This is a genomic window from Saccharopolyspora sp. 6V (assembly GCF_020176785.1).
In the GTDB taxonomy this organism is placed as follows: Bacteria; Actinomycetota; Actinomycetes; order Mycobacteriales; family Pseudonocardiaceae; genus Saccharopolyspora_C; species Saccharopolyspora_C gregorii.
Window position 1 is genome coordinate 18,186 of the sequence record NZ_JAIUKB010000041.1, and the last position, 20,926, is coordinate 39,111.

The window sequence follows — 20,926 nt, forward strand, 5'->3', positions numbered from 1 at the left end:
CCGGCGCCCTGTGGAAGAACTCCCCGGTATAGCAGGAAGAACTCACCTCCGGGTGACAGCGAATACGGTGGACTTCTTCACCCCGTTGATCATCACGCTCAGTTCCGCCCGCCCCGGACGCAGCCCGGTGAGCACCCCGGTGCCCGGATCGAACGCGGCCACCGCACCCGGCCCCACCTCCGCGGCAGGTCCGATGTGGACGGACCGGCCCGACCAGTCCGCGCTCACCGGGTACCGCACGGGCACCACCCGGTCCTCCTGCAGCAGCGTGGCCGCCACCGGCGCAGCACCACCCGCCACCACCGGCGGCACCGGCAGCTCGATCCGGTCGACGCGCGGCCTGGTCTCCCAGCGCACCGGGTCGCGCCGGTCGCCGGGATCGATCCGCAGCAGGCTCCACCCGGTGAAACCACCCGCGTCCGGGGCCGTGGCAGGCCGCTTGCCCGCATTGCCGTTCACCTGCCGCGGCACCCCGTCCACGGTGGAGGAGTGGAAGGTGCCGGCATGTCCGGCCACCAGCACGGCGGGCTTCCCCGAATCCCGCCGGAAATCGGCCAGCCACCGGCCGAGCAGCTCCGCCTCCTTCGGATCCTCCAGCTGGGAGGCGTCCGTCGGGCCCGGATCGCGCGGCGGGTGGTGCAGGAACACCGCCACCGAACGCACCGCCGGATCCCGCGCAGCCTCGTCCAACGCCGACCGCAGCATCCGCACCTGGCCGAACCCGCCGCCCAGCAACGAGCCCGCCGACGAATCCAGCAACACCGCCCGAGTCCCGGCCACATCCGCCACCTGGTGGGTGGCCCCGAACTCGGCGGCGAACTCGCGCAGGTCCCCCGGCCCCGAGGCCTCGTGGTTCCCCGGCACGTAGTACCAGGGAACCCGATCCCCCACCTCCGACTCGATCACCCGGCGGGCCAGGTCGAAATCGGCCGCGGTCCCCCGATCCACCAGATCACCGTTGATCACCAGCGCGTCCGGCCGCGCCGCCACCGCCTCGCGCAACGAACGCCGAGCGGCCGCCACCAGCGGACCGTCCGGCTCGTCGGCGGTGAACTGGGCGTCGCTGACCACCGCGATCCGGGACGCGCCCGGCACAGGCGGCAACGTCCCATCCCGCACCACCGACGGGTCCTGCGGTTCCGCGTCGACCGGCACCTGCACCTCCGGGGCGACCAGCGCGGTCAACTCGTCGAACACCAACCGCCCCGAGTACTGCCGCGCACCGTCCGGCTCGACCGCGTAGATCCGCTGCAACCGGAGCGATCCGGACACCCCGGCGGGCAGCGGTGCCTCGACGTAGCGCCACCCCGTCCAGTCCACGTTGCGCGCCCAATCCACCGTCGTGGCCACCCCAGCGGAATCGACGACGGAACCGCGCAGCCACGCGCCGCGGCCATCGCCGTTCACCCACATCCCGAGCCGCTGCGTTCCCGGTCGCAACGGGAGCGGCTCGGTGACGTTCACGTACGCGGCTCGGGTCGTCGTGGCGCCCGTCAACGCGTAGTCCAAGGCCAGACCGGGAGTGCCCGCGTGCCCCGGTGCCTCGTGCAGCGACGCCGCCACCTGCTGCGGGAACACCGACACCTCCCACCCCCCGGGACCGTCCAGCGGCGCCAGCGGCTCCGGTCGAGAACCGGTGGTGACGCCGAGGTGCGCGGTCAGGTCACCGACGCGGACGGTCACCGCCGAAGTCGCCGAGTCCGACAGCGCCGTCACCGCGAACCCGGCACCGTCCGGTTCGATCCGCACCGCGTCGCGGTCGTACTCCAACCGCACGTCCACCGGTTCCACCCAGGTCCGGAAGCCCTCGGCGTCCTGGCCCAGCACCTGGAAGCGCCCCCGCGCGCCCGCGTCCGGCAGCTCCACCCGCCGCACATCGGTGCTGATCGACGCCGGCGGGCCCAAGACGGCCAGCTCCGCCGAACCGCGTGCGCCGGGAGCGCTCGCCGTCACCGTGGCCGTGCCCGGGTGACCCGCGCGCAGCACTCCCCCGTCCACCCGGCCGGCCGCGGCCGGCGACACCGACCACTCGGGATCCGCGGGTACCGGTGCCCCGGTCTCGTCGTGGCCGTGCGCCGCCACCGCCCTGGACAGCCCGGACAGCACCCGTTCCCCATCGGGCTCGACCCGGAACCCGCGCAACCGGCGGCTGCCCGCGGCGGTCGCGAACCCGATGCCGTTCGGCACCGGGCGCAGCTCCCCGTCCGACGGCGCATTGCGCACGTCCGCCTCGTCCGCGCCGCGCTCGCGCGCCAGCAGCGTCGACGAACCACCGCCGTCCAGGTTGATCGCGTCCGACGCCCCCAGCGCCCGCAGCCGTTCGGCCAGTTCCCGCTCCGTCGCACCGCGGCTGTCGGCCTGCCTGCCATCGATGGTGACCAGCCACATCCGGGTTCCGTCAGCGGAGAAACCCGCCGCGGTGCGGGGGTGCAGGGCGGTGTCGTCGACGGGCTGCACCTCCCCGTTCCGCAGCAGCATTTCGTTGCCGCCGATCGCCACGTCCACCGGGCCGTCCGTCCGCGGCCGGTACCGCACCGAGACCCGATCGCCCGGCCGCAGCGAGCCGAGCGCGGCGGCTCCGGCGCCGGTGCCGAGCAGCCGCACCGCACCCGGCGGCATCGGCCCCTCCGCCGGGGCGGGTCGCACCTGGGCCACCACGTCGCCCGCGAGCTCCACCTCCAGCACCGGCGCCGAACCGTCCACTGCGGACTTCCGGGACGCCGCGCCCCAGTACGGCGTGTAGAGACCGATGCCGCCGGTGGCGACGCGCGGGGAGTTCAGATCGGTGATCGGCACGGTCCCGCCGTCCGGGCGGATCAGCTCGGCGGCCAGGAACACCTGCATCAGGCGCCCCGCCGAGCCGCCGACCGCGGCGACGTCGTTGTGCCCGCCGGACGGCGCGGAGAGCAGCTCACCACCCGACATCGCGGCACCGAGCGGAGCTCCGGACGCGTCGATGTCGAAGAAGTCCCCGTTCACCCCGGCGACCGCGCCGCCGAGCTGCTCGGAAAGCGGAGCGCGCGCCGACGCCGAACCAGGGCTCAAGTACTCCGGTCGCAACCCGGACCCGGCCAGGTCCGCGGCGAGCACGTCACCGCGCACCCAGCCCTCCGGCTCGTACCGGTCGAACTCGGTCAACGTGAGCCCCGGGGCCACCTCGGACGTCTCCCGCGACGTGTCGAAACCGTCCGGGCCCGCCGCCCTCGCCGTGGCGGAGCGGACGCTGACCGGGCCGCGTTCGGTCGCGGACGCGCCGGGAAGGTCCTCCACCGGTGGTGGACCCAGCAGCGGCGCACCGCTCGCGGCAGGTGCGGTCAACGCACCCGCCAGCACCGCACCGGACAGCCCCAGCACCAGACCGCGCGACCTCATGCGCCCTCCCGATCACCCCGGAACCTCAGCGCACCAGCAGACCGCACCGGCACGACCGGGGGCGAGCGCCGAGCTGAACAGCACTCGAACAGCCCACACCGATCACCGGACCAGGTTCCGGCGACGATCCGCCCCGGGCACGTCCGCCGGTAGAGTCGGCGCACGACGATCCGGACCAGCAGGAGGATTCGCCATGCGCAGCGTTCCGCCCGCCCTGCTCAGCTCCGCCGGGCTGATCGGCGGCTTCGCCGTCACCCGGGTGCAGCGGCACCGCTCGTGGAGCGGGCTGGTCGCCGGGGCCGGCGGGCTGGCCGCGGTGGAGAGCTGCCGACGGCGCGGCGGTGCCGGTCGCGCGCTGCTGCTCGGCGGTGCCTACGCCGCCGGGCTCGCCGGGTCGCACCCGTTGGCCCGGCGCATCGGGGCCTGGCCCGCGGTCGTCACCGCGACCGCGGGAGTCGCCGCCGCGGCGCACCTGCTCTCCCGCCACGGCTGAGTCCGGAACCCAGCCGCTCGTACGCGCGAAAAGGGTGGCCCGGCATCGCGCCGGACCACCCTCCGCGTCGGTGAGGCGCCGCTACCCGCAGGTCGGCGCCCCGTCACGAGGTCAGCTGCACCCCGAGGTGGAACCGCAGCCCTCGCACAGGTAGCAGGAACCGGACGGACGCATCTTCGTGCCGCAGGTCATGCACAACGGCGCGTCCGCGGCCTTGCCCAGCCGCAGCTCCAGCAGCTCGGTGGAGCTGCCCGCGCGGGGCTCCTCGCCCTCGCGCCGCGACTCGGCGACCGAGGAGTCCACCGTGGACCGCATGGTGTCGAGGTCGACCTCACCACCGCCGGTGGAACCCGAGTCGTACTCCGCGGTCTGCGCGGTGCGCTCCTCGGAGGTGAAGATGCCCAGCTGCGCGCGCTTCTCGTAGGGCAGGTAGTCCAGCGCCAGCCTGCGGAACAGGTAGTCGAGGACGCTGCCCGCCATCCGCACGTCCGGGTCGTCGGTCATGCCCGCAGGCTCGAAGCGCAGGTTCTGGAACTTCGAGACGTAGAACTCCAGCGGGATGCCGTACTGCAGACCCACCGAGATCGACATCGAGAAGGCGTCCATCACGCCCGCCAGCGTCGAGCCCTGCTTGCCCAGCTTCACGAAGATCTCGCCGAGACCGTCGTCCGGGTACGAACCGGCGTGCAGGTAGCCCTCGGCACCGCCCACGGTGAACGAGACCGTCTGGCTCGGGCGCTTCTTCGGCAGGCGCTTGCGGACCGGGCGGTACTCGATCTGCTTCTCGACGGCCTTCTCCGCGGTGCCCTTGTCGCCCTTGCCCGCGGACAGCGGCTGGCCGACCTTGCAGTTGTCCCGGTAGATCGCCAAGGCCTTGAGGCCGAGCCGCCAGCCCTCGAAGTAGATCTCCTCCACGTCGGCGACCGAAGCGGCCTCCGGCATGTTGACCGTCTTCGAGATGGCGCCCGACAGGAACGGCTGCACCGCGGCCATCATCCGCACGTGGCCCATCGGCGCGATGGAGCGCTCACCCATCGCGCAGTCGAACACCTCGTAGTGCTCGGGGCGCAGGCCGGGCGCGTCCACCACGTGGCCGTGCTCGGCGATGTACTCGACGACCGCCTCGATCTGCTCTTCCTGGTAGCCCAGCGCCTTCAGCGCGCGCGGGACCGTCTGGTTGACGATCTGCATCGAGCCGCCGCCGACCAGCTTCTTGAACTTCACCAGCGCGAGGTCCGGCTCGACCCCGGTGGTGTCGCAGTCCATCATCAGGCCGATGGTGCCGGTCGGGGCCAGCAGCGAGGCCTGCGCGTTGCGCCAGCCGTTGCGGGCACCGAGTTCCAGGCCGTCCTGCCACACCTTGGTGGCCAGCTTGTGCACGGCCACGTCGTTGCGGTGGTAGGTGCGGACCAGGTCGTTGGCCGCGGCGTGCTTGCGCATCACGCGCTGGTGCGCGTCGGCGTTGCGGGCGTAGCCCTCATACGGGCCGACGGCGCCGGCGAGCTCCGCCGAACGCTTGTACGCGGTGCCGGTCATCAGCGAGGTGATCGCCGCCGACAGCGCGCGCCCGCCGTCGGAGTCGTAGGCGTGCCCGGTGGCCATCAGCAGCGCGCCCAGGTTCGCGTACCCGATGCCGAGCTGGCGGAACTTGCGGGTGGTCTCGCCGATCGCCTCGGTCGGGAAGTCCGCGAAGCTGATCGAGATGTCCATCGCGGTGATGACCAGCTCAACGGCCTTCTCGAACAGTTCCGCGTCGAAGGTCAGATCCGAGCGCAGGAACTTCATCAAGTTCAGCGAGGCGAGGTTGCAGCTGGAGTTGTCCAGGTGCATGTACTCCGAGCACGGGTTGGAGGCCGAGATCCGGCCGCTCTCCGGCGCGGTGTGCCAGTCGTTGATCGTGCCGTCGTACTGGATGCCCGGGTCGGCGCTCTCCCACGCCGCCTTGGCCATCTTCCGGAACACGTCGCGGGCCTGCACGGTGTCCACGACCGAGCCGTCGGTGCGGGCGCGCAGGTTGAACGGCCCGTCGCTCTCCACGGCGCGCATGAACTCGTCGGTGACGCGCACCGAGTTGTTCGCGTTCTGGTACTGCACCGAGGACATGTCGGCGCCGCCGAGGTCGACGTCGAATCCCGCGTCGCGCAGCGCGCGGATCTTGCCCTCTTCCTTGGACTTGGTCTCGATGAACTCCTCGACGTCCGGGTGGTCCACGTCGAGGATGACCATCTTCGCCGCCCGGCGGGTCGCACCGCCGGACTTGATGGTGCCCGCGGAGGCGTCCGCACCCCGCATGAACGACACCGGGCCCGAGGCGGTGCCGCCGGAGGACAGCAGTTCGCGGGAGGAGCGGATCCGGGACAGGTTCAGGCCGGCGCCGGAACCGCCCTTGAAGATCAGGCCCTCTTCCTTGTACCAGTCGAGGATCGACTCCATCGTGTCGTCCACGGACAGGATGAAGCAGGCGGAGACCTGCTGGCGCGAGCTGGTGCCCACGTTGAACCACACCGGCGAGTTGAAGCTGAACACCTGGTGCAGCAGCATCCAGGTCAGCTCGTGCTCGAAGATCTCCGAGTCCGCCTCGGTGGCGAAGTAGCCGTGCTCGACGCCGGCGCGCACGTAGGTGTGCACGACCCGGTCGATCAGCTGCCGCAGGCTGCTCTCCCGCTGCGCGGTGCCCTGCGCCCCCCGGAAGTACTTGCTGGTCACGATGTTGACCGCGTTCAGCGACCAGAAGTCGGGGAACTCGACCCCGCGCTGCTCGAAGTTGACCGAACCGTCGCGCCAGTTGGTCATCACCACGTCCCTGCGCTCCCACGACACCTCGTCGTAGGGGTGCACCCCCTCGGTGGTGTAGACGCGCTGCACCCGGATGCCCTCGGTGCGGGCATCTGAATCCGGCTCCCCCGCGGCGCCGGCCGGGCTGCCCACGGTCTCTGTCATGACCTGTCCCTCTTCCCTGTTGCTCGCTCGTGCGTTCCCGGCGTCGTCCGGGGTGCTCCCCGGGCGGCGCTGGTGCATCCCACCCGCATTCGACGGCTCGCGCCTGACGTGCCGCCGCTTCGACCTAGCCACCGGTGCTCCCCTCGGCGACCTGCGGGACCGCGCCTGCGCCGGCGGCGGCCCGGAGGTCGGCGATCTCCTCCTCGAAGTCCTCGACGGAGGAGAACGCCCGGTACACGCTCGCGAACCGGAGGTACGCCACCTCGTCGAGCTCCCGCAGCGGCCCCAGTATCGCGAGTCCCACCTCGTGGCTGGACAACTCCGACACACCTCGGGAGCGGACCGCGTCCTCGACGCGGTGGGCGAGCTGCTGCAGCGCGTCCTCCTGCACCGGGCGGCCTTGGCAGGCGCGCCGCACGCCCCGCACCACCTTCTCGCGGCTGAAGGGCTCGGTGACGCCGGAGCGCTTCACCACCGACAGCACGAGTTCCTCGATCGTGGTGAACCGGCGACCGCACGACGAGCAGGATCGCCTGCGCCGGATCGCCTGGCCCTCCTCGACCTCGCGCGAGTCGACCACTCGCGAATCATCGCCCCGGCAAAACGGGCACCGCATCGGACTCACCCCCTCCCCGGCATCATCGTCATCCACACCATCGAGCTCACCGGCGCGACTCACGGTCCGTGGATGCGCGAACACTCCGCGATCCCAACCCGTGGAGTAACTACACCGGCGTAACTACTAGATGTTGTGGTCGACTCTAATCCGCCCCCACACGGGAAGCAAACCGACCCACCCCGTCTTCCCCGGTCGAGTGACACCGAACCCGACGACCTGCGGAAGCCCTCCCGGGACGCCCGCGAACCACCCTCGAACGCGCCCCGGGCGGTCAGCCCCGCTGCGCCGGCACGACGAGCGCGCCACCCAACGCGGGCGCCGCCGGGTCGAGCCGGTTCAGCTCCACGATCCGGTCAACGACCGCACCCTGATCACTGTCCGGAGCGAACCGGGCGGCCATCGACCACAGCGTGTCGCCCTCGGCCACCCGCACGACCGCAGTGGCGTCCGGCACCGGCCGCGCACCCGAGTCCAGCGCGAGCAAGCCGAACAGGAGGACCCCGATGAACGCGCAGGCACCCACGGCGGCGAGCCAGGCGCACTCGCGGGCCAGGCGGAACCACCGCGCCCGCGCGACCACGAGGACCGGGGCGGACGGGGCCGCCGCCACCTCGACGGAAAGCACCGCATCCCCGCGCTCCGCGCGCGGCCGACCGATCGGAGCCGCGGACGGCTCCATCGTCGCAGCGCCGGATCGCGACCGGGACACCGCACCGGACATCGCCACCATGAGCACCTCCAGACACCAGGACCTCGGGACGGCCCGGCGATCGCTCCATGATCGAAAAGGTGTTCGATCGAACCTGCGTGCGATTGTGTACCAGCAGTGCCGGAAAAGGCCAGAGTCGCGGCCAAATTAACTCGAACAGGTGTTTGATCTTCCACTTCAGCCCGTCTACTGTGGAAATCGGAGTCACGAGCAGTCCCGTTCACGAGGACAGGAGGCAGTGGTGGTCAGCAACACGACCGAATCGATCAACGGCGAACTCGGCGGCACGTCCGGCGACGCCGGGTCGGCGAACGGTTCTCGCGGCGCGGAGGCGATCGTGACCGACATCAAGGGCGGCATCGCGGCGGAGTCGACGAGCGCCCCGGCGGTCCCCGAGCAGCCCGGTACCGACGAGCTCAGCGACCGGCAGCTCAAGGTGCTCGAGGCGATCCGCAGCTGGATGCGCGAGCACGGCTACCCGCCGAGCGTGCGGGAGATCGGCGACGCGGTGGGCCTGACGTCCACCTCGTCCGTCGCCTATCAGCTGCGGGTGCTGGAGCGGAAGGGCTTCTTGCGGCGCGACCCGCACCGCCCGCGCACGGTCGGCGTGCTGGTGGCCGATTCCGAGCAGACCGAGCTCGCCGGGCGCCCCAAGCCCGCCTACGTCCCGGTGGTGGGCCGGATCGCCGCGGGCGGCCCGATCCTCGCCGAGGAATCGGTCGAGGACGTCTTCCCGCTGCCGAAGGAGATCGTCGGCGAGGGCTCGCTGTTCCTGCTCCAGGTGGTCGGCGACTCGATGACCGACCTGGCCATCACCGACGGCGACTGGGTGGCGGTGCGCCAGCAGCCGGACGCCGAGAACGGCGACGTGGTAGCGGCGATGATCGATGGCGAGGCCACGGTCAAGACCTTCAAGCGGACCGACGAGCACGTCTGGCTGGTGCCGCACAACGAGGCCTACCAGCCGATCTTGGGCGACGACGCGACGATCCTCGGCAAGGTGGTCGCGGTGCTGCGCCGGCTCTGATCCGGGGCGCCGTCCGGCCGGTGGACCGCCCGGGCCGCGCGCCCGAGACGGGTTGTCAGCGGTGGCGCATCCGGACCAGGAAGTACAGCAGCAGGGCGGCCAGCCCACCGGCGACGACGAGCGCGGGGGCGGTGGAGAGCACGGACCCGTCCGCCGCGTCGTCCGACCCGGGAGCCGGTTGTTCGCCCTCGGCGGGTTCCGAAACGCCGGGGGCGGGTGTCCCGGGCGCCGCGGAGGGGTCGGGTTCGGCACCCGTCGCCAGCAGGGCCGCGGCCCCGGGCAGCACGTACACCGGTTGAAGTCCTTCCGAACTCGTCACGAGCGACCCGTCCGGCTCCCACGCGATCGCCTCGCCCTGCGGTTCCGACGGCAGCCGCAGAGCCACCGGCGGGCGCCGCAGCGCCGCGGGCAGGTCGCCGTCGGGTGCGTGGAACAGGTACGCCTCGGTGTAGGTGCGCAGCGCGATCAACGTGCCGTCCCGGCTCACCGAACCACCCGTCACCAACCGGGTGCCGATGCCCTTGATCGGGCCGTCCGGGGAGTCGGTGGTGGGCAGCGCGAGCTCCCCGACCCGCTCCCACGACACCGTCCCGCCGGCGACCAGGGGCTCTGCCGGGCGGTACACGAAGGCCATGCCGAACGGTTCTTTGGTGACCACGTGCGGTGTCCCGGCCCGGTCCAGCAGGAGTGCCTCGGCGTCGTGCGGACCGTCCGGGTAGCTCAGCCGGTACAGCTGCGAGTCGCCGTCCGCCGTCAACCGGTGCAGGGCCACGGTGGAGCGAGCCCGCCGGTTGTCACCGGTGTCGGCCAGCCACGCCGCACCGTCCGGGGCCAACGCCAAGTCCTCGACGTCGTAGGGGTCGGTCGGCGAAGTCCACTCCGCCCGCACCTCGCAGCTGTCGCGGTCGAGCAGGGCGACCCGCAACGAGCTGCCGCCATCGTCGACCGCGTACCAATACCGGCCGTCCGAGGCCAGGCCGGACAACTCGGTCAGTCCCGGGTCCGTCACCCGGCAGCGCTGCACGGGAGCAGGCGGCTCCGGTGCCGCGGCCGCACCTGGAGCCCCGGTGCCGAGCCCGCACAGCACCACGACCGCGGACAGCGCGCTCCCCCGCCGCACCGACCGGGCCGGGGCTCGGCGCCGCCGACGCAGGCCGCTCACCGCACGGGTGGGGTGAGCCGCACCGCGAGCACGCGGCCGCGGGCGGAAGCCGGCCGCACGCCGCTCATCCGACGGCCACGAACGGCTGCAGCGCTCCCGCCAGGTCGGGCCGGACCTTGGCCCGCACCCTGGTGCCGTCGGCCGTGTGCTCCTCGGCCACCAGCTCGCCTTCGGCGTGCACCCGGGCGACCAGCTCACCTCGGGTGTACGGCACCAGCGCGTCGATGAACACGTCCGGCCTCGGCAGCCGGTCGGAGATGATCTCGCGGAGTGCGGCGATGCCCTCGCCGCTGTGCGCCGAGACGAACACCGCACCGGGCAGCAGCTGCCGCAGTTCGGCGAGGCGGGTGGCGTCGACCTGGTCGACCTTGTTCACCACCAGCAGCTCCTCCGGCACCGGAGCGCCGTGCTCCTCGGCGATGTCGGAGACGACGGTGCGCACCGCCGCGACCTGCTCGTGCGGCTGCGGTTCGGAACCGTCCACCACGTGGACCAGCAGGTCGGCGCCGGTGACCTCCTCCAGCGTGGAGCGGAAGGCCTCCACCAGCTGGTGCGGCAGGTGCCGGACGAACCCGACGGTGTCGGTCAACGTGTAGGGTCTGCCGTCGGGGGTCTCGGCCCGGCGGGTCGTCGGGTCCAGGGTCGCGAACAACGCGTCCTCGACGAGCACTCCGGCACCGGTGAGCGCGTTGAGCAGGCTGGACTTGCCGGCGTTGGTGTACCCGGCGATGGCCACGCCCGCCACCCGCTGCGCCTCGCGCCGCCCGCGCTTGGTGCTGCGGATGGTGCTCATGGCTTTGAGCTCGTTGCGGAGCTTGCTGATGCGCTTGTGGATCCGCCTGCGGTCGGTCTCCAGCTTCGTCTCACCGGGACCGCGGGTGCCGACGCCGCCGTTGGCACCACCGGCACGACCGCCAGCCTGCCGGGACATCGCCTCGCCCCAGCCGCGCAGCCGCGGCAGGAAGTACTGCAGCTGGGCGAGCTCGACCTGCGCCTTGCCCTCCTTGGAGCTGGCGTGCTGGGCGAAGATGTCCAGGATCAGCGCGGTCCGGTCGATGACCTTGACCTTCAGCTTGTCCTCCAGCTGGCGCAGCTGGCCCGCGGAGAGCTCGCCGTCGCAGATGACGGTGTCCGCACCGGTGGAGATGACGACTTCGCGCAGCTCCTTGACCTTGCCGGAACCGACGTAGGTAGCCGGGTCGGGCCGCGGCCTGCGCTGCACCAGCCCGTCGAGGACTTCCGAACCTGCCGTCTCGGCGAGGCGGGCCAGTTCGGCCAGCGAGCTCTCGGCATGCTCGGCGTCGCCTTCGGTCCACACCCCGACCAGCACCACGCGCTCCAGGCGCAGCCGCCGGTACTCGACCTCGGTGATGTCCGCGAGCTCGGTGGACAGCCCGGCGACGCGGCGCAGCGAGTTGCGCTCTTCTAGCTCCATCTCACCCGCGGACGGGTCGTCGGAGTAGGAGTCGGCGGTGAAGTCGACCTCACCGTCGTCGAAGCGGTCGTCGAACGGACCGTCGTCGAAGGAGTCGAAGTGGCCGCCGTCGTAGCGGGAGTCCTCGGGGAGGTCGTCCCGCCCGACGTCGGATGCCGTGCGAGCGTTCCCGTCGCGGGTGCCCGCCTCATGTGACCACAGTGCGGATTTCTTCATATCGACACCATTGTCCCACGGCACGCGAGTGGTTTTCACCCTTCGACCGGGGTGACCGCGTCCGGATGCGGATCAGCCGCCCGCGAGCTGCCGCCACCAGCCGGCGTCGATCCGGCCGCCGCCGACGAGCACGGCGGGCCCGGTGAGCAGGGTCGTCGCGCCGGTCACCTCGACCTGCACGGTGCCGCCGGGGACGTCGACGGTGCGGATCCCGGTCGTCTCGCCGTCGGCGCGGAGGGCGGCGACGGCGGCCGCGACGGTGCCGGTTCCGCAAGAGCGGGTCTCGCCGACGCCGCGCTCGTGCACCCGCATCCGCACCCGCCCGGGCCCGCTGGGGCGGACGAATTCCACGTTGACGCCGTTCGGGAACACCTCGGAGTCGTGCGCGGGGCTTCCGGCGAGGTCGAGCGCGTCGAGGTCGGCGTCGGTGACGCACGCCAGGTGCGGGTTGCCGAGGTCCACGGCCAGGCCGGGGAAGTCCCGCCCGGCGAGGGTCGCTGCGGACTCGCCGAACACGTTCGCGGCGCCCATGTCGACGGTGCTGCCGCCGTCCGAGTGGGTGCGGACCTGCCGGAGCCCGGCGCGGGTCCCGACGGGGAACTCGGTGCCGGTGACGAGCCCGGAGTCGACGAGGTACCGGGCGAAGACGCGGACCCCGTTGCCGCACATCTCGGCGATCGAGCCGTCCGCGTTGCGGTAGTCCATGAACCACACGTCCGGGTGAAGGTCGGCGGGTGCGTCCGGGATGGCGGCGGTCGGGACGACGCGCAGCACGCCGTCGGCTCCGAACCCGCGGCGCCGGTCGCAGAGGGCGCGCACGTGCGCGTCGGTGAGCTTCAGCTCGCCGTCCGGGTCGGGCAGCACGACGAAGTCGTTCTGCGTGCCGTGGCCCTTGGCGAACTCTGGTCCTTCGGAAAACCGCACGTCGACGAGTCTACGTGCGCAGCAGTGCGCGGACGGCGGGCACCGCGCTCGCCGGTTCGGGCGCCAGCCACCGGATGCGGTCGTCGCGCCGGAACCAGGAGCGCTGCTTGCGCACGAACCGGCGGGTGAGCCGGGCGGTCTCGGCGGCGGCCGCGGCCATGTCCCCGGACCCGTCGAGTTCGGCGAGCACCTGCTGGTAGCCGAGGGCGCGGGAGGCGGTGCGCCCGTGGCGGAGGCCCTGCTCGCAGAGTTCGCGGACCTCGGCGGCCAGCCCGTCGTCGAACATGCGGGTGACGCGCCGGTCCACCCGGTCGTCGAGTTCCGCGACGGGCCGGTCCAGCCCGACGAGCACGGTGCCATAACGCGGTGGTCCGGGCACCGGCAGGTTCGCGGAGAACGGTTCTCCGGTGATCTCGATGACCTCCAGCGCCCGCACCAGGCGTCGCCCGTTGGAGGCAAGGATGGCTTCGGCGGCGGACGGGTCGAGCTCGGCGAGTCGGCGGTGCAGCGCGTCCGGCCCGCGTTCGGCGAGTTCGGCCTCCCAGCGCGCCCGCACCTGCGGGTCGGTGCCGGGGAACCGCAGGTCGTCGAGCACGGCCTGCACGTACAGCCCGCTGCCGCCGACGAGCACCGGGGTGCGGCCGCGGGCGAGGACGTCCTCGACGGCGGCGCGCGCGTCCCGCTGGTAGGCGGCCACCGAGGCGGCTTCGGTCACGTCCAGCACGTCGAGCAGGTGGTGCGGAACGCCGTGCCGCTCCCCCGGCGGGAGCTTCGCGGTGCCGATGTCCATGCCCCGGTAGAGCTGCATCGCGTCGGCGTTGACGACCTCACCGCCGAGTTCGGCCGCGACCTCGACGGCGAGGTCGGACTTGCCGGTGGCGGTGGGCCCGACGATCGCCACCGGTCGAGCTGGGGATGCGGCGGACACGGTGGGGACTGTAGTGCCACCGGCCGGGGTCGCGGCGGGCCGTCAGCCGGTCCGGGTCCAGACGCCGACGTGGTAGGTGATGCCCAGCGGCGTGTCGGAGTACAGCGGTTCGGCCTGCCAGGTCCCGCGCGCGGCGGCCCCGGCGGCGACCTGCCACGCGGCGCGGCTGTGCACGCCCAGCTCGGCGCATTCGCCGGGGTCGAGGCCGAGCAGGGCGGCGCGGTCGACGTCGCGCAGCGCGCGGCGCAGCACCTCGTCGAGGACTTCGGCCCGCGGGTCCGGCGGGTGCGGGGAACGCTCGTCGCGGTGGCTGCCGCCTTCGGCCAGCACCAGCAGCGCGGTCTCCGTCCCGGAGGCGTCCAGCCGTTCACCCAGTTCAGCGGCCTGCTCGGCGGGCGCGTCGGGATCCAGCAGGTGCATCCGCACGGACCGGGCCCCGGCTTGCGCACGCAGCAGTCCGGCGACGAGCGCCGGCAGCGGCAGGTCCGGGTCGGGGGTGGTGCGCTCGCTCTCGTGCAGCGAGACCGGGACGTCGACGCCGTACCCGGCGAAGGTGCCCGTCGTGCCCGGCCCGAGTTCGGGAGGACCGGAACGATCTACCCCGACCGCCACCCATTCGGTTGCGGATTCGGTCAAAATGGTGGTGGCGCGCAGGCACGCGCTCCGCACGGGCTCGATCACCGAAGTGGACCGCACGGTCAGTTCGGGGACGAGCAGCGGCGGGTAGGGCACCACGGCGATGCGGGTGATCACACCCGTGCACGGTAGAGGTCACGGTCAGCGGTGAGCGGAGCAGGCATCCGATCGGCGGAGGCGGGCGTTCGAGGCACCCGCCCGCGGCCGCTCCGCGCGACCGGGCGAACCGCGCGGAGGAACGCCGGAATTCCGGCGCGGGTGCCGACCTGTTTGAATGCGCCAGCGGAGATCGGACTCGTCACCGGGGTCCGGATCGCCGCGTACCGGCCCCGCACGTGCGGGGCGCCCGTGCCCGGCACGGGCACCGAAGCGGGTACCCGAGGAGGATTCCGGTCATGACGCACCAGGACACGACCCCCGACAGCACTGCGGGCGCCACGCCCGACGCGGCCGCGGCCGCCGCTGGGACCGGGTCCACCTCGACGGCCCCCTCCGTCCCGACGGCGTCGACGCACCCGGAGCGGTGGGGTCGCGTCGACGAGGCGGGCACCGTGTGGGTGCGGACCGCCGACGGGGAGCGCGAGGTCGGTTCCTGGCAAGCCGGCGAGCCCGCCGAGGGCTTGGCGCACTTCGCGCGGAAGTTCGACGACCTGCGCACCGAGGCGGAACTGCTGGAGAACCGGCTCAACAGCCGGTCCGGGGACGCGAAGCAGTCGCTGACCAGCGCCAAGCACCTGCGCGACGGCTTGCCGGAGGCCGCCGTCGTCGGCGACTTGGCCGCGCTGGGCGCGCTGGCGGAGCACCTCGTGCAGCACGCCGAGCAGGCGGTCGAGGAGGCGAAGGCGCACAAGGAGCAGGCCCGCACGGACGCGGTGGCCCGCAAGGAGGCGCTCGCCGCCGAGGCCGAGGAGATCGCCGCGGAGGCGACGCACTGGAAGTCCGCCGGTGACCGGCTGCGCGCGATCCTCGAGGAGTGGAAGTCGGTGCGCGGCGTGGACCGCAAGACCGACGAGCAGCTGTGGCGCCGGTTCTCCAAGGCCCGCGACGCGTTCAACCGCAGGCGCGGTTCGCACTTCGCCGACCTGGACCGGCAGCGGGCCGCGGCGAAGGCCCGCAAGCAGGAGCTCGTGGAGGCCGCCGAAGCGCTCACCGAATCCACTGATTGGGGAGCGACGGCGGCGCGCTACAAGGAGCTCATGGCCGAGTGGAAGGAGAGCGGCCGGGCACCGAAGGACAGCGACGACGCGCTGTGGCAGCGGTTCCGGACCGCGCAGGACGCGTTCTTCGCCCGCCGGTCGGCGGCGTTCTCCGAGCGCGACGCCGAGTTCGCCGAGAACGCGCGGCACAAGGAAGCGCTGCTGGTCGAGGCGGAAGCGATCGACCCGGGTGCCGACCTGAACGCGGCACAGGCGCAGCTGCAGCGCATCCAGCAGCGCTGGGACGAGATCGGGAAGGTCCCGCGCGAGCGGATGCGGGAGCTGGAGGGGCGGCTGCGCACGGTCGCGGACCGGGTGCGGTCGGCTTCGGACGCGCAGTGGCGGCGCACCGACCCGGAGGCGCAGGCGCGCGTCGACCAGTTCCGGGAGCGCGTCGAGCAGTTCGAGGCGCAGGCGGAGAAGGCGCGCGCCGCGGGCGACGCGAAGCGGGCGAAGAAGGCCGACGAGCAGGCCGGCCAGTGGCGGGTGTGGCTCGCCGCTGCCGAGCAGGCGCTGGCCGATCGGTGAGGTCGCCGCCCCCCCCGATCAGCGGGGCGGGCGCACACCCGGGCAGCGGTTCCGCCTCGTCGACGGCGGGGCCGCCGCACCGCGGACCACCTGATCCCGGGAGCAGGACTCAGCCCCGCGCGCGGCACCGCCGCTCCGGGGCGCCGACCCGCACTCGATCCCCGACCTCACGGCCGGGTGAGGACGACCCGGAGCCACTGGATCGCCAGCACCACCATGCACAGCGCCGCGAGCACCAGGCCCCAGGACGGGCCACCGGTGGGCGCGGTCTGCCGCGACCAGATGGCGATCATGCCCTCGAAGGACACGATGATCGCGGCCATGCCCGCGACCCAGGCGACCGCCCAGCGACGGGTGACGAGCGCGAGCGCGCCGATGAGCACGCCGACGATGGTGGCGTTGATCGAGAACAGCCGGGGCAGCAGCCCGACCTGCAGCACGGGGTCGGCGTGGCCGAGCAGGATCTGCAGCCCGGTGGCGTCGCCGATCCACGGCAGCAGCGAGCTGGCGATCAGCACGAGGATGACGCCGGCGATGGTGACGGCGGTGCTGCCGGGATCGATGCGGCGCAGCAGGTCGCGTTCGGCCTGGGACAGCTGCCGCCGGTCGGCCTGCTGCTCGGGGGCGTTCACCGGGTCGGTCGGTTCGGCGCGCTGCACGTCGGTCCCTTCTCGCGGGTCCTGGTCCCGTCCGGCCTCGTCGGGGCCGGGGGTGTCGTCCGGTTCGGGGCGCGGGCGCTCGTCGTCGCTCAACAGCCGCATCCTCGTTCGGCGGCGGGCTGCGCCGCGGGGGCTCCGAAGGAGGGCAGCCCGAGGCTGACCCCGGAGGTCTTGGGCTTGCGGCCCTCTTCCCAGTGGTCGCCCGCCCGGGTGCGCCAGTGCGCGGTGATCTCGCCGTCGGCGACGAGGTGGTGCGGGGAGGCCTGGGTGATGGCGGTGTGCACGATGTCGCCGGGCCGGATCTCGCGGTCGATGGCGCCGCCGGGGTGGAAGTGCACGAGCCGCCCGTCGCGGGCGCGGCCGGAGAGCCTGCGGGTCGCGGTGTCCTTGCGGCCTTCGCCTTCGGCGACGAGGAGTTCGACCTCGCGGCCGACGAGTTCCTTGCCGAGCTCCCAGGACATCTCGTTCTGCAGCGCGACGAGCCGTTCGTAGCGCTGCTGGACGACCTCCTTGGGCAGCTGCCCGGGGAGGTCGGCGGCGGGTGTGCCGGGCCGCTTGGAGTACTGGAAGGTGAACGCGGAGGTGAAGCGGGCGCGGCGGACGACGTCGAGGGTCGCTTCGAAGTCCTCCTCGGTCTCGCCGGGGAAGCCGACGATGATGTCGGTGGTGATGGCGGCGTCGGGCATCGCTTCGCGGACTTTGCTCAGGATGCCGAGGTAGCGCTCGGAGCGGTAGGAGCGGCGCATCGCCTTGAGCACCCGGTCGGACCCGGATTGCAGCGGCATGTGCAGCTGGTGGCAGACGTTCGGGGTCTCGGCCATCGCGTCGATGACGTCGTCGGTGAAGTCGCGCGGGTGCGGCGAGGTGAACCGGACGCGTTCGAGCCCGTCGATCTCGCCGCAGGAGCGCAGCAGCTTGCCGAACGCGTACCGGTCGCCGAACTCGGCGCCGTAGGCGTTGACGTTCTGCCCGAGCAGGGTCACTTCGAGCACGCCTTCGTCGGCGAGCGCCTGCACTTCGGCGAGCACGTCGCCGGGCCTGCGGTCCTTCTCCTTGCCGCGCAGCGCGGGCACGATGCAGAACGTGCAGGTGTTGTTGCACCCGACGGAGACGGACACCCAGCCGGAGTAGGCGGATTCGCGGCGCGCGGGCAGCGTGGACGGGAAGGTGTCGAGGGCTTCGAGGATCTCGACCTCGGCCTCCTCGTTGTGCCGGGCGCGTTCCAGCAGCGTCGGCAGCGAACCGAGGTTGTGGGTGCCGAACACGACGTCGACCCACGGGGCGCGGCGGACGATCTCGCTGCGGTCCTTCTGCGCGAGGCAGCCGCCGACGGCGATCTGCATCCCGGGGCGTTCCTGCTTGGCGGGCCGCAGGTGACCGAGGTTGCCGTAGAGCCGGTTGTCGGCGTTCTCCCGGACCGCGCAGGTGTTGAACACGACCACGTCGGGGTCGTGGTCCTTCGCGGCGCGCACGTAACCGGCGTCTTCCAGCATCCCGGACAGCCGCTCGGAGTCGTGCACGTTCATCTGACACCCGTAGGTGCGGATCTCGTAGGTCCGGGAAGTGCTCGTCGTGCTCACCCCGCCACCATATCGGCTGCTCAGGACTGGTCGGCGAGTACCCGGAGGCGAGGGCGGCGACCTGGCCGGGGATCGTCGCCGGGCGCTCGCGGCCGTGGGCCGGGCACGGCGGGCCGCTTGCGGCGTTCGGCGGACCGGATGCGGCCGTCCGGACCGGTGCCCGGAATCCGGATGAACGGCATTCGGTGATTCTTCTCGAGCAGTCGAGTCGAATCGAGCGAAACCGCGTCCGCGATCGGTCCGGCTCATTCATGGTGGGCATTCGCCGGTGCTCGCGGGATGCGCGGGAACGGCGCGAGAACACCGCGGAGGTGCACGTGGCACGACCCGAAGGCGTTACTGCGGGTCACACCCAGACGGTCCATCCGGGCGGGGCCGAGCGGGCACCGACACGGACGGTCACCCCTCGGGTGCGCACCGCGGAGGTCGCCGGAAAGCGGCGAACTCCCCTACCAGAACAGGTTCGCGCAGTTGGGAGACCGTTCGGAGCTCGTCGTGGCAATGGGGAAGACCCCCACCGATCCTCCGATCCACCCGCGTAACCGAGTTGCAACCTGAGTTGACCCGCACCATATGGACTAATCGGTACGAGCAGCTTAAATTTTCGCCATCAGATCCGGACATTCTCGGGCTAGGAGTGTGCATGACCGCCGGTTCCCCGGATTCGCCGATGATCCGCATGTCCTCGGTGGACAAGCACTTCGGTTCCCTGCACGTGCTGCAGGACGTGGACCTCACCGTTCCGCCCGGCCAGGTCGTGGTGGTGCTCGGGCCGTCCGGCTCGGGCAAGTCCACGCTGTGCCGCGCGATCAACCGCCTGGAACCCATCGACTCGGGCACGATCGAGATCGACGGCAAGCCGCTGCCCGCCGAAGGACGCGCGCTCGCCGAGCTCCGCGCCGACGTGGGCATGGTGTTCCAGCAGTTCAACCTGTTCGCGCACAAGACGATCCTCGAGAACGTGCTGCTCGGGCCGATCAAGGTGCGCAAGACCGACAAGGCCACCGCCGAACGCGAAGCGCTGGCCCTGCTGGAGCGGGTGGGCATCGCCAACCAGGCGGAGAAGTACCCCGCGCAGCTCTCCGGCGGGCAGCAGCAGCGGGCGGCGATCGCCCGCGCCCTGGCGATGAAGCCCAAGGTCATGCTGTTCGACGAGCCCACCTCGGCGCTCGACCCCGAGATGGTCAACGAGGTGCTCGACGTGATGGCCGGGCTCGCCGCCGAAGGCATGACGATGCTGGTCGTCACGCACGAGATGGGCTTCGCCCGCCGCGCCGCGCACCGGGTGCTGTTCATGGCCGACGGGCGCATCGTCGAGGACTCGACGCCGAACCGGTTCTTCGACGAGCCGGAGAGCGCCCGCGCCCAGGACTTCCTCAGCAAGATCCTCACCCACTGACCTCCCTCGCGTCGTCCCCGCACCCGCGCGGGGACGCAGGAGCCGTACACCTCCAGAGAGGGGCATCCGAGATGAAAGCGCGCAGCGTGCGCTGGGGCGTGCTGGCGGCGTCGATGGCGCTGGCGCTGACCGCCTGCGGGGGCAACAGCGAGAACCGCCTCGAAACCGGCACCGACGTGCCCGTCGACCCGAACGCGCAGTTCGAGCCCGGCACCACGATGGCGAAGCTGAAGCAGTCCGGCACGATCCGCATCGGCACCAAGTTCGACCAGCCGCTGTTCGGACTGAAGGGCCTCGACGGCAACCCGCAGGGCTTCGACGTCGAGATCGGCAAGATCGTCGCCGCCGGGCTGGGCCTCCCCGCCGACCGGATCGAATGGGTGGAGGCGCCGAGCAAGACCCGCGAGGAACTCATCGAGCAGGGCCGGGTCGACATGGTCGTGGCCACCTACACGATCAACGACAAGCGCAAGCAGCGGATCAGCTTCGCCGGCCCGTACTACGAAGCCGGCCAGGACCTCATGGTCTCCGCCGACGACGACACGATCACCGGCCCGGAGTCGCTGCGGCCCACCGGCGCCAAGGTCTGCTCGGTCACCGGCTCCACGCCCGCCGAGCAGATCAAGCAGTACGTCGACCCGGAGAACCTGACGTTGTTCGACGTCTACTCCAAGTGCGCCGACGCGCTGCGCACCGGCCAGGTGCAGGCCGTCACCACGGACAACGTGATCCTGATGGGCCTGGTCCAGAAGGGCAACGGCCGGTTCAAGCTCGTCGACCGGCAGTTCACGAAGGAGCCCTACGGCGTCGGCGTCAAGAAGGGCGACACGGCGTTCTGCCGGTTCATCGACGACACCCTGACCCGAGCCGAAGCCGACGGCCAGTACGCGAAGTCCTGGGGAGCCACCGCGGGCAAGGTCTCGCCGGAGACCCCACCGCTGCCGCAGCTGGACCCCTGCAGTTGATCGCCTCCCGGTGCGGGGGGGCCCCCCCCCGGGGCCCCCCCCCCCCCCCCCCGGCCGCCCGCCCCGGGGGCACCCGGCCCGGAGAACCCCCCAACCACCCCCCCGCCACAGCGGGGGGCCGGGGGCCCCGGCGGGTAT

General features: G+C 72.2%; 16 protein-coding genes. 5 read left to right on the forward strand and 11 right to left on the reverse strand.

Features of this window, described 5'->3' with window-relative positions:
* Positions 1–42 precede the first annotated feature (42 nt).
* A complete protein-coding gene (locus LCD35_RS09645) occupies positions 43–3,372 on the reverse strand; it encodes a phosphodiester glycosidase family protein (protein WP_224966428.1) in 3,330 nt (1,109 codons plus the stop codon).
* Positions 3,373–3,565: 193 nt separating this feature from the next.
* Between LCD35_RS09645 and LCD35_RS09650 the strand changes: the two genes are divergently transcribed.
* On the forward strand, positions 3,566–3,865 hold the full coding sequence (locus LCD35_RS09650; RefSeq protein WP_225044060.1) for a hypothetical protein: 300 nt from the start codon (positions 3,566–3,568) through the stop codon (positions 3,863–3,865).
* A gap of 111 nt (positions 3,866–3,976) precedes the next feature.
* Here the strand turns inward: LCD35_RS09650 and LCD35_RS09655 are convergent, their stop codons facing one another.
* The 3 genes from LCD35_RS09655 to LCD35_RS09665 form a co-directional block, all read right to left on the reverse strand.
* Entirely contained in the window at positions 3,977–6,805 is a 2,829-nt protein-coding gene (locus LCD35_RS09655; RefSeq protein WP_224955375.1) for a vitamin B12-dependent ribonucleotide reductase, read from the reverse strand.
* A gap of 124 nt (positions 6,806–6,929) precedes the next feature.
* Entirely contained in the window at positions 6,930–7,421 is a 492-nt protein-coding gene (gene nrdR, locus LCD35_RS09660; RefSeq protein ID WP_224955374.1) for a transcriptional regulator NrdR, read from the reverse strand.
* Positions 7,422–7,695: 274 nt separating this feature from the next.
* Positions 7,696–8,154 carry a LysM peptidoglycan-binding domain-containing protein gene (locus LCD35_RS09665; protein ID WP_225044061.1) on the reverse strand — a complete coding sequence of 153 codons (459 nt, stop codon included), beginning with the start codon at positions 8,152–8,154 and terminating at the stop codon, positions 7,696–7,698.
* 337 nt (positions 8,155–8,491) lie between these two features.
* On the opposite strand from LCD35_RS09665, the gene lexA reads away from it, so the two are divergent.
* Positions 8,492–9,160, forward strand: coding sequence for a transcriptional repressor LexA (gene lexA, locus LCD35_RS09670; RefSeq protein WP_224955403.1), 669 nt, complete (start codon positions 8,492–8,494; stop codon positions 9,158–9,160).
* A gap of 55 nt (positions 9,161–9,215) precedes the next feature.
* Here lexA and LCD35_RS09675 read toward each other — a convergent pair whose 3' ends face one another.
* The 5 genes from LCD35_RS09675 to LCD35_RS09695 all read right to left on the reverse strand — a co-directional run bounded on the left by LCD35_RS09675 (position 9,216) and on the right by LCD35_RS09695 (position 14,578).
* Positions 9,216–10,322: a hypothetical protein gene (locus tag LCD35_RS09675; RefSeq protein ID WP_225044062.1), complete on the reverse strand. Its 1,107-nt coding sequence runs from the start codon at positions 10,320–10,322 to the stop codon at positions 9,216–9,218.
* A gap of 64 nt (positions 10,323–10,386) precedes the next feature.
* The gene (hflX, locus tag LCD35_RS09680) at positions 10,387–11,757 is read right to left on the reverse strand and encodes a GTPase HflX (protein ID WP_224955402.1); all 1,371 of its coding nucleotides are present in this window, start codon (positions 11,755–11,757) and stop codon (positions 10,387–10,389) included.
* A 288-nt stretch (positions 11,758–12,045) separates the two neighbouring features.
* On the reverse strand, positions 12,046–12,897 hold the full coding sequence (gene dapF, locus LCD35_RS09685) for a diaminopimelate epimerase (RefSeq protein ID WP_225044063.1): 852 nt from the start codon (positions 12,895–12,897) through the stop codon (positions 12,046–12,048).
* 10 nt (positions 12,898–12,907) lie between these two features.
* Positions 12,908–13,825: a tRNA (adenosine(37)-N6)-dimethylallyltransferase MiaA gene (gene miaA / locus LCD35_RS09690; RefSeq protein WP_225044064.1), complete on the reverse strand. Its 918-nt coding sequence runs from the start codon at positions 13,823–13,825 to the stop codon at positions 12,908–12,910.
* 42 nt (positions 13,826–13,867) lie between these two features.
* Positions 13,868–14,578: a hypothetical protein gene (locus LCD35_RS09695; protein WP_224955369.1), complete on the reverse strand. Its 711-nt coding sequence runs from the start codon at positions 14,576–14,578 to the stop codon at positions 13,868–13,870.
* Between the two features lie 278 nt (positions 14,579–14,856).
* Here LCD35_RS09695 and LCD35_RS09700 point away from each other — a divergent pair, with 278 nt between their 5' ends.
* Positions 14,857–16,185, forward strand: coding sequence for a DUF349 domain-containing protein (locus LCD35_RS09700; protein ID WP_224955368.1), 1,329 nt, complete (start codon positions 14,857–14,859; stop codon positions 16,183–16,185).
* Between the two features lie 167 nt (positions 16,186–16,352).
* On the opposite strand, the gene LCD35_RS09705 is transcribed toward LCD35_RS09700, so the two are convergent.
* A complete protein-coding gene (locus LCD35_RS09705; protein ID WP_224966427.1) occupies positions 16,353–16,937 on the reverse strand; it encodes a hypothetical protein in 585 nt (194 codons plus the stop codon).
* Positions 16,934–18,424, reverse strand: coding sequence for a tRNA (N6-isopentenyl adenosine(37)-C2)-methylthiotransferase MiaB (gene miaB / locus LCD35_RS09710; RefSeq protein ID WP_224955366.1), 1,491 nt, complete (start codon positions 18,422–18,424; stop codon positions 16,934–16,936). Before miaB ends, LCD35_RS09705 begins: the two co-directional genes overlap by 4 nt.
* Positions 18,425–19,094: 670 nt before the next feature.
* Here miaB and LCD35_RS09715 point away from each other — a divergent pair.
* Together LCD35_RS09715 and LCD35_RS09720 are read left to right on the forward strand one after the other, a co-directional pair.
* Complete coding sequence (locus LCD35_RS09715) at positions 19,095–19,823, forward strand: amino acid ABC transporter ATP-binding protein (protein WP_224955401.1); 729 nt, start codon at positions 19,095–19,097, stop codon at positions 19,821–19,823.
* A gap of 71 nt (positions 19,824–19,894) precedes the next feature.
* A complete protein-coding gene (locus LCD35_RS09720; protein WP_224955365.1) occupies positions 19,895–20,788 on the forward strand; it encodes a glutamate ABC transporter substrate-binding protein in 894 nt (297 codons plus the stop codon).
* The last annotated feature ends 138 nt before the right edge of the window (positions 20,789–20,926 follow it).